This is a genomic window from Nonomuraea sp. NPDC049714 (assembly GCF_044465295.1).
GTDB lineage: Bacteria > Actinomycetota > Actinomycetes > Streptosporangiales > Streptosporangiaceae > Nonomuraea.
Genome location: NZ_JBITLM010000022.1, coordinates 23,479 through 32,104, shown reverse-complemented (window position 1 = coordinate 32,104; position 8,626 = coordinate 23,479). Strand labels below are relative to the sequence as shown.

The window sequence follows — 8,626 nt, the reverse complement described above, 5'->3', positions numbered from 1 at the left end:
AGGTGGCAGACCCATGGATCGTGCGGCTCCGCTCGATGGAGAACAGACGGATCGCCGGCCGGTGGACGGTGGCGCAGCGGGCCTCCGGCTGTCCACGTTGCGGCTGGAGCAGTCGGGCCGGGTGCTGACGGCGCGGGTGGACGCCCCGCCGTTCAACTACATGACCTCGGCGATGCAACAGGACTTCATCCGGCTCGTCGAGGCGGTGGAGCACGACGCTTCGGTCGGCGCGGTCGTCGTCACCGGTGCCCGGCCCGGCCGGTTCATCACCCACTTCGACATCGCCCAGTTGTCCTCCGAGGCGGACGGCGCAGCGGAGATCTCGCGTGCGGTCGCCCGGAACCTGTACCGGATCGTGCGGGCCATGATGCGCTCGAGGGGCGAACGTCTGGTCGCGCGTTCCTTCCTGAAAGGACTGCTGGCGGCGGCGCGGTTCCAGGACATGGCGCTGCGGCTGATGTACTCCCCGGCGGTGTGGATCGCCGCGGTGAACGGGCCCTGCGGCGGCGGCGGCCTGGAGCTGTCGGTCTTCTTCGACATCCGCGTATCGGCTGATCGTGACGCCAGTTTCGGCCTGCCCGAACTGGCGCTGGGGTTGACCACCTCCCTGGGCGCCCAGCGGCTCACCCAGCTCGTCGGGCACTCCCGGGCCTTGGAAATGATGCTCGAAGCGCGGTTCTACGCACCGCAGGAGGCGCTGGAGCTGGGGCTGGTGAACCGGGTCGTGCCGGCCGAGGACCTGTTGGACATCGTCCAGCAGATGGCGGAGCGATGTGCCAGGCGGCCTCGCAAGGCCGTGGCCCTGCAGAAACAGATCTTCAACGACGCCCACGCCACCTCGGCCCGAGCCAGTCTCAGCCAAGAGGCCGTCGCCGCGCTGATGAGCATCTCGTCACCGACCACCCAGGCCGCGACGCGGCGGTGGGTGCAGATGCAGGAGGGCACCGACGGCGACTCGGTGTTCCTGACCCGGCCCGAGCCCTGGACCGAAGGTACCGCGCTCGACATGAACGTCCCCGCGGGCGGACCGGTGCCGCCGTGACCAGCGCTACCGGCCGGGGAGATCACGCGGACACCACCGCCCGGACGATCAATCAGTGGCTCGCCGAACTGTGAAGGAGTCGTACATGAGCACCCATCCACATGATCACCGCCTGGCCGTCGTGGGCGGCGGGGTGATGGGCACGAACATCTCCGCCCTGGCCCTCGGCCACGGTGTCCCCGTCGTGCTCGTCGACGTCAGCGAAGAGGTGCTGGCCCAGGCGAGGGAGACGATCGCCGTCAAGCTGCGGCACGCCCAGCTGATGGGCAAGCTGCCGGCCGGCCGCACGCCCGCCGAGCTGGTCACCAGCGTGTCGATGACGGACGCGGCCGACGCCACGACCGTGATCGAGGCCGTCACCGAGGTGCCCGAGACCAAGGCCAAGGTGATCGGCGAGGTCTCCGGCATCGCCCGGCCCGGGACCCTGCTGATCTCGAACACCTCCTGCATCCCGATCGACGAGCTGGCGTCCGCGGCCGCCCGCGCCGACGAACTCGTCGGCGTCCACTTCATGAACCCCGCGTACATGATCGAAATGGTCGAGGTGATCCGCGGCCCGCGCACCGGCGACGCGACCATGGCGGCGGTCACCGACCTGCTCGAAACCCTCGGCCGCACCGCACTCGTCGTCGACGACGCCCCCGGATTCGTGATCAATCGGGTGCTGCACCCGCTGATCAACAGCGCCGCCAAGCTCGTCCAGGATGGCGTCGCCCCGGTCGAGGTGGTCGACGGCCTGCTGGAGGGCTGCCTCGGGCATGCGACCGGGCCGCTGCGGACCGCCGATCTCATCGGCCTGGACAACCTGGTCGACTCCCTCAACGTTCTCTACGCGCGGACCGGCGACCCCGGTTGCCGGCCCTGCGACCTCCTGCTCGACCTGGTGCGCGCGGGCAAGCACGGCCGCAAGACCGACGAAGGTTTCTACGACTACAGAAAGGTCGCGTCATGACCGACCAGATCGCCGCGACGAGCCCCCTGAAGGCCGAGGCCGTCGAGCTCGCGCTGACCGACTACCTCACCGAGAAGACCGGCACCGAGATCAAGCCCGGCGACGACATCTTCGCCTCCGGCCTGGTCTCCTCGATGTTCGCCATGCAGCTGGTCGTCCACCTCGAATCGACCTACGACATCGCGATCATCGGCCCCGAGCTGAGAATCGACAACTTCCGCACCGCCCAGGTGATGGCCGCACTGGTGCTGCGCCTGTCCGAGGACGGCGCGGCCCCCGATGCCTGAACAGGCCAAGCCGCTGGACGACGAGCGCGCCCTGATCGGCGAGCTCATCGCCGATCGGGCCGAGCAGTGGGACCTCTCCGGCGAACTGCCGATCGGCCTGCTGCGCGACCTCGGCGCCCGCGGCCTGCTCTGCGCCGAGGTCCCCGCCTCCGCCGGCGGGCTCGGGCTCGACAGCGGGCAGAACGGCGAGCTCACGGCCTACGTCGGCAGCCTGTGCGGCTCCACCCGCAGCATCATGACCTCGCACGGGATGGCCGCCTGGATGGTGTCCCGGTTCGGGGACCGGGCCCAGCGGCGCGCGTACCTCGCCGAGCTGACCGGCGGGCGGCTGGCCGCCGTGGGCTTCAGCGAGCCCGGCGCCGGCAGCGACCTGGCCGCGATGCGGACCCGGATCCGGCACGACGGCGACAGCGTCGTCGTCACCGGTGAGAAGAAGTGGGTGACCGGAGCCCGGTACGCCGACCAGCTGATGATCCTCGGCCGTCAGGGGGACGAGGCCGCCGTCGTCGTGGTCCCCGCGTCCGCCCCCGGGGTGGAGCTGGTCCCGATCGCCACGCCCGTGCTCGGCTGCCGCGCCGCCGGACACTGGCACGTCCGCCTGAACGACGTCCGGCTCCCGGCCGATCACCTGCTCGGCGGTGGCGGCCAGGACCTGTCCATGCTCTACACCACCGCCCTGTCCTACGGCCGGATCTCCGTTGCCTGGGGCTGCGCCGGGATCGTCCGGGCCTGCCTGAAAGCGGCGACCGAGCACGCCAAGCACCGTGAGCAGTTCGGCAAGCGGATCGGCGAGCACCAGCTCGTCGCCCGTCACCTCGCCGAACTCCTCGTCGCCGAGCAGATCGCCACCCGAGTCTGCGAGCACGCCAGCGCGGCCTGGCAGTCGTTCGCACCGGACATGGTGATCGCGACCGTGCTGGCCAAGCACGTCAGCGCCAGGCAGGCCGCCGACAGCGCCGCCGCCGCCGTCCAGGTGCTCGGCTCGGCCGGGGCGATGGACGGGCACGTGGTCGCCCGCGCTTATCGCGACGCCAAGCTGATGGAGATCATCGAAGGAAGCAACGAGATCTGCCAGCTCATCCTGGCCGACCACGCCCTTTCCGCAGCGCTCTGACCACATCACTCCTGATCGCGGTGCCGTATGGAGGCCCCTCGCATGTCCGCAATGCCCACTCTCGTCAAGTGCCTGGTCTGGGACCTCGACAACACCCTCTGGCAGGGCACCCTGCTGGAGGACTCGGACGTCCACCTGTCCGACGAGGTCCGCGCCGTCATCGTCGAACTCGACTCCCGCGGCATCCTGCAGTCCATCGCCAGCAAGAACGATCACGACCTGGCCTGGAAGCGGCTGGAGGAGCTCGGCGTCGCCGAGTACTTCCTGGTCCCGCGGATCAGCTGGGGCCGCAAGTCCGACGCCGTGATCGCGATCGCGAAGGAGCTCCAGTTCGCGCTCACCACCATCGCGTTCGTCGACGACACGCCGACCGAGCGGGCCGAGGTCGCCTACCACGCCCCCGAGGTGCGCAGCTACACCGACCAGGACGTTCTGTCCCTGCTCGACCGGCCCGAGTTCAGCCCCGCGATCGTCACCGTCGACGCCCGCCGCCGCCGCGAGATGTACCGGGCCAACGCGCTGCGCACGGTGGAGAAGGACTCCTTCAACGGCCCGGACGAGGACTTCCTGCGCTCCCTCGACCTGGTCATGGAGATCAAGCGCGCCGACGAGGACGACCTGTCCCGGGTCGAGGAGCTCACCCTGCGCACCAGCCAGATGAACGCCACCGGGGTGCACTACTCCGACCAAGCCCTGCGCGGTCTGCTGGCCGACCCCGGCCACGAGGTCCTCACCATCACCCTCACCGACCGGTTCGGCCCGCACGGCGCGGTCGGCGTCCTGCTGCTGGAACGCCACCCCGGCGTCTGGCATCTCAAGCTGCTCGCGACCTCCTGCCGGGTGGTCACCTTCGGCGCTGGGACGGTGCTGCTGAACTGGCTGGTCGACCAGGCCGCCCAGGCCGGCGTGCACCTGGCCGCCGACTTCCGGCCCACCGACCGCAACCGGATGATGGAGATCGCCTACCGCTTCGCCGGATTCACCCAGGATCCGTGTGCGTGCCTCGCCGGCGTCGAGCGCTTCGCCGACATCCAGTGCCTGCACCTGGTCACCGCCCGCCGTGCGGATCCGACCACGATGCGGCTCGTCTCACCCGATCTGACCGTGGCGACATCGATCTAGGACCACCGGACCGACAGCCGCTTCCGGCGAGGGAAATGTGGAGCACACCATGAGCGAGTCCGAGCACCTGCCGCTGGCCGTCGTCGGCATGAGCTGCCGCTACCCCGGCGGAGTCCGATCGCCGGAAGACCTGTGGCAGGTCGCCGTCACCGGGCGCGAGGTCCTGTCGTCCTTCCCGCGCGACCGCGGGTGGAGCCTCGATTCCCTGTACGACGACGACCCCGGCCACCCCGGGACCAGCTATGTCGATCGAGGCGGTTTCCTGGACGACGTCGCGGGGTTCGACCCGGACTTCTTCGGCATCTCGCCGCGCGAGGCGACCTCGATGGACCCGCAGCAGCGGCTGCTCCTCGAGGTGGCGTGGGAGGCCCTGGAGCGATCGGGCCTCGACCCGCTGAGCCTGCGGGGGAGCCGGACCGGGGTCTTCGTCGGGGGCGAGCCACGTGAGTACGGCCCACGCCTGTACGAGGCGCCCGACGGCATCGAGGGGCACCTGCTCACCGGGACCACGACCAGCGTGCTGTCCGGGCGGATCGCGTACTCCCTCGGGCTGCGCGGCCCGGCCCTGACCGTCGACACCTCCGCCTCCAGCTCCCTCGTCGCCCTGCACCTGGCCGCCCAGGCACTCCGTCACGGCGAGTGCTCCCTGGCGCTGGCCGGCGGGGTGTCGGTGATGTCCACCCCGAGCAACTTCGTCGCCTTCAGCCGGCTGCGGGCCCTGGCCCCGGACGGCCGCCCCAAGGTCTTCTCCGCCGACGCCGACGGCACCGTCTGGTCCGAAGGCGTCGGCCTCGTCGTCCTCGAACGGCTGCCCGACGCCCTGCGCAACGGCCATCGCGTGCTCGCCCTCGTACGCGGAACGGCGATCAACTCCGACGGCGACAGCGACGGCCTCACCGCCCCGAACGGCCTGGCCCAGGCGGCCGTCATCGCGCAGGCCCTGGCCGGCGCGGGCCTGACCACCGACGACGTCGACGCGGTCGAGGCCCACGGCACCGGCACCCCGCTCGGGGACCGGACCGAGGCCCGCGCGCTGGCCGCCACCTACGGCCGGGGGCGTGCCGCGGATCGCCCGCTGCTGATCGGATCGCTGAAGTCCAACATCGGCCACACCCAGGCCGCGGCCGGGGTGGCCGGGGTCATCAAGACGGTGATGGCCCTGCGGCACGGGATGCTGCCGGCCTCGCTCAACATCGGCGAGCCCAATCCGCACGTCGACTGGCCCTCATCCGGGCTGCGACTGCTCACCGAGGCCCAGCCGTGGCCCGACTCCGGCCGCGCCCGCCGGGCGGGGGTGTCGTCGTTCGGGATCAGCGGCACCAACGCCCACGCCATCCTTGAGGAGGCCCGGCCGACCGCCCGACACACCGCCAACGGCGGCGAGGTCGAGGGCGGCGACGCCTCAGGCAAGGCCGACACCCGGGCAGTGCCGTTCGTTCGTCCAGGTGGTCCGACGGCGTGGCTGATCTCGGGCCGTACGGCGACAGCCCTGAGCGGACAGGCGCAACGCCTGGCCGAATTCGTCGCGGCCGGCCAACCCGGCGACGCCGACCCGTACTCCACCGCCGCCACCGCCGCTGGTCCCGCCACCGCCACCGCCACCGATGCCGGTGCCGTCGCTGGTGCGGTGGGACCCGAGATCGGTGATCCGGCCGATATCGCCTGGTCGCTCGCCACCACTCGGACGGCGTTCGACCATCGGGCGGTGATCGTCGGCACCGGCTTCGAGGAGTTGACGGCAGGCCTGGACGCGCTGGCTGCTGGGCGGCCGGCGGCGGCGGTGGTCGGTGGGGTCACCGAATCTGCTGGTGAGCGTACGCGCCGGGTGGTGTTCGTCTTTCCCGGCCAGGGCTCGCAGTGGGCGGGTATGGGCCGCGAGCTGGCCGTGGCGTCACCCGTGTTCGCCGCCCGGCTGGCCGAATGCGAGCGGGCGCTCGCCCCGTACCTCGACTGGAACCTGTACGACGTCCTGGCCGGCGCCGCCGGCGCCCCGGGACTCGATCGCGACGACGTCGTCCAGCCGGCCCTGTTCGCGATGATGGTCTCCCTGGCCGCCGTCTGGCAGGCCGCAGGGGTGACCCCGGAGACGGTGGTCGGCCACAGTCAGGGCGAGATCGCGGCGGCGTGCGTGGCCGGCGTCCTCTCGCTCGAGGACGCGGCGAGGATCACGGCCCTGCGCAGCCGGATGGTCCGGTCGCTGGCCGGGCGGGGCGGGATGTTGTCGATCGCCGAGTCGCTCGAAGCGGTCACGGCCCGGCTGGCACCGTACCCGGATCAGGCCACGGTCGGCGTCGTCAACAGCCCGGACGCGACCGTCATCACCGGCGACCTCGGCGTGCTGCGGCAGATCGCCGCCGACTGCGAGCGGGACGGCGTGCGTACCCGGGTCGTCCCGGCCGACTACGCCTCGCACAGCCGGCAGATCGACGACATCCGCGACGAACTTCTCGCCGCCCTCGGCGACATCAGCCCCGACCAGGGGACGACCGCGATGGTCTCTACGGTCACCGGCGAGCTCCTGGACGGCACCACGGCCGGAGCCGAGTACTGGTACGCGAATCTGCGCCGGCCGGTGCTGTTCTCGCAGGCCGTCGAGACGCTGGAGCGGGCCGGGCATGACGTGTTCATCGAGGTCTCCCCGCATCCTGTGCTGACCGGGGCGATCGGCGCCACCCTCGAACAGGCCCGTCGCCAGGCCGAGGCCCGGCTCGACACCCCCGGCTCGGCGGCCGACGGCGGTTCCGGCAGCGCCCTGCTGCTGCGCCCGGCCCCGGTCGTCACCGGAACGCTGCGCCGGGACGCCGGCGGCCAGGACCGGATCCTCACCTCCCTGGCGGAGGCGCACGTCCACGGCGTCCAGGTCGACTGGCCGGCGGTCCTGCCGAGCGCACGCCGGATCGACCTGCCCACGTACGCCTTCGAGCACCGGCGGTTCTGGCTCGACGCCGGAGCCACCCCCCGCGACGCCGTCGTGCCGGTCCCACCGGAGGAGGACTCCGCCGCCGGGACCGCCACCGGAAGCGACGCCGGGACCGCCACCGGGAGCGGCGGCGGGGCGCGGGAGCGGATCGCCGGGCTGCCGGCCGGGGAGCAGATGCGGGTCCTGCTGGAGCTGATCCAGGCCCACGCCGCCGCCGTGCTCGGGCATCCCACGCCCGAGGCGGTCCAGCCGGGCCGTACCTTCAAGGAGATCGGGCTCGACTCGCCGGCCGGGGTGGAGCTGCGCACCCGGTTGAACGCGGCCACCGGCCTGCGGTTGCCCACCTCGCTGATCTTCGACTACCCGACTCCGGCTGCCTTGGCCGGGTTCGTCCGGGCCCAGCTGCTCGGCACCACCGAAGCCCCGGCGACCCCGGCCGCCAGCGCCACCGCCGGTGCGGTCACCGACGAGCCGATCGCGATCGTGGCCATGAGCTGCCGGCTCCCCGGCGGCGTCCACGACCCGGAGAGCCTCTGGGAGCTGCTGGTCGCCGGTGGGGACGCGATCGGGGACGTGCCCACCGATCGGGGCTGGGACCTGGACGATCTCGGTGACCTCGCTCCGGCGCTTCGTGGCGGGTACCTGCCCGACGCCGCCGACTTCGACCCGGCCTTCTTCGGGATCAGCCCGCGCGAGGCACTGGCGATGGACCCGCAGCAGCGGCTCCTGCTGGAGACCTCCTGGGAAGCCCTGGAACGCGCCGGGATCGACGTGCAGCGGCTGCGCGGCTCGGCCACCGGCGTCTTCATCGGCGCCGCCTCCTCCGGCTACGGCGACGGCGGCCCCTCGGAGCTGGAAGGACACCTGCGGACCGGCAACGCCACCAGCGTGCTGTCCGGCCGGGTCGCCTACACCTTCGGGCTCGAAGGGCCCGCGGTGACCGTCGACACGGCCTGCTCGTCGTCCCTGGTGGCCCTGCACCTGGCCGCGCAGGCCCTGCGGGGCGGGGAGTGCGCGCTGGCCCTCGCCGGTGGGGTGACCGTGCACGCCACCCCGTCCTGGCTGACCTGGTTCACCCGGCAGCACGGGCTGGCCTCGGACGGCCGGTGCAAGGCGTTCTCGGCAGCCGCCGACGGCATGGGCATGGCCGAGGGCGCCGGCGTCGTCCTGCTGGAACGCCTGTCCGACG

General features: G+C 72.1%; 5 protein-coding genes and 2 pseudogenes. All 7 read left to right on the top strand.

Translation table 11 applies throughout. The annotated features are described in order from the left end of the window. The first annotated feature begins 13 nt into the window (after window positions 1-13). Window positions 14-1,042 carry an enoyl-CoA hydratase/isomerase family protein gene (locus ACIBQX_RS48265; protein WP_397017134.1) on the top strand — a complete coding sequence of 343 codons (1,029 nt, stop codon included), beginning with the start codon at window positions 14-16 and terminating at the stop codon, window positions 1,040-1,042. An 85-nt stretch (window positions 1,043-1,127) separates the two neighbouring features. Continuing rightward, a complete protein-coding gene (locus tag ACIBQX_RS48260; protein WP_397017132.1) occupies window positions 1,128-1,994 on the top strand; it encodes a 3-hydroxyacyl-CoA dehydrogenase family protein in 867 nt (288 codons plus the stop codon). Further along, window positions 1,991-2,281, top strand: a complete 291-nt coding sequence (locus ACIBQX_RS48255) for an acyl carrier protein (protein ID WP_397017130.1) — start codon at window positions 1,991-1,993, stop codon at window positions 2,279-2,281. Before ACIBQX_RS48260 ends, ACIBQX_RS48255 begins: the two co-directional genes overlap by 4 nt. Continuing rightward, window positions 2,274-3,395, top strand: a complete 1,122-nt coding sequence (locus ACIBQX_RS48250) for an acyl-CoA dehydrogenase family protein (RefSeq protein ID WP_397017128.1) — start codon at window positions 2,274-2,276, stop codon at window positions 3,393-3,395. Before ACIBQX_RS48255 ends, ACIBQX_RS48250 begins: the two co-directional genes overlap by 8 nt. A gap of 42 nt (window positions 3,396-3,437) precedes the next feature. Next, on the top strand, window positions 3,438-4,517 hold the full coding sequence (locus ACIBQX_RS48245) for an HAD-IIIC family phosphatase (RefSeq protein ID WP_397017126.1): 1,080 nt from the start codon (window positions 3,438-3,440) through the stop codon (window positions 4,515-4,517). A gap of 49 nt (window positions 4,518-4,566) precedes the next feature. Then, window positions 4,567-7,818 (top strand): annotated as a pseudogene (locus tag ACIBQX_RS48240) (type I polyketide synthase); the annotation flags it as partial. After that, window positions 7,816-8,616 (top strand): annotated as a pseudogene (locus tag ACIBQX_RS48235) (polyketide synthase); the annotation flags it as partial. The pseudogenes ACIBQX_RS48240 and ACIBQX_RS48235, both read left to right, overlap by 3 nt. Window positions 8,617-8,626: the final 10 nt, after the last annotated feature.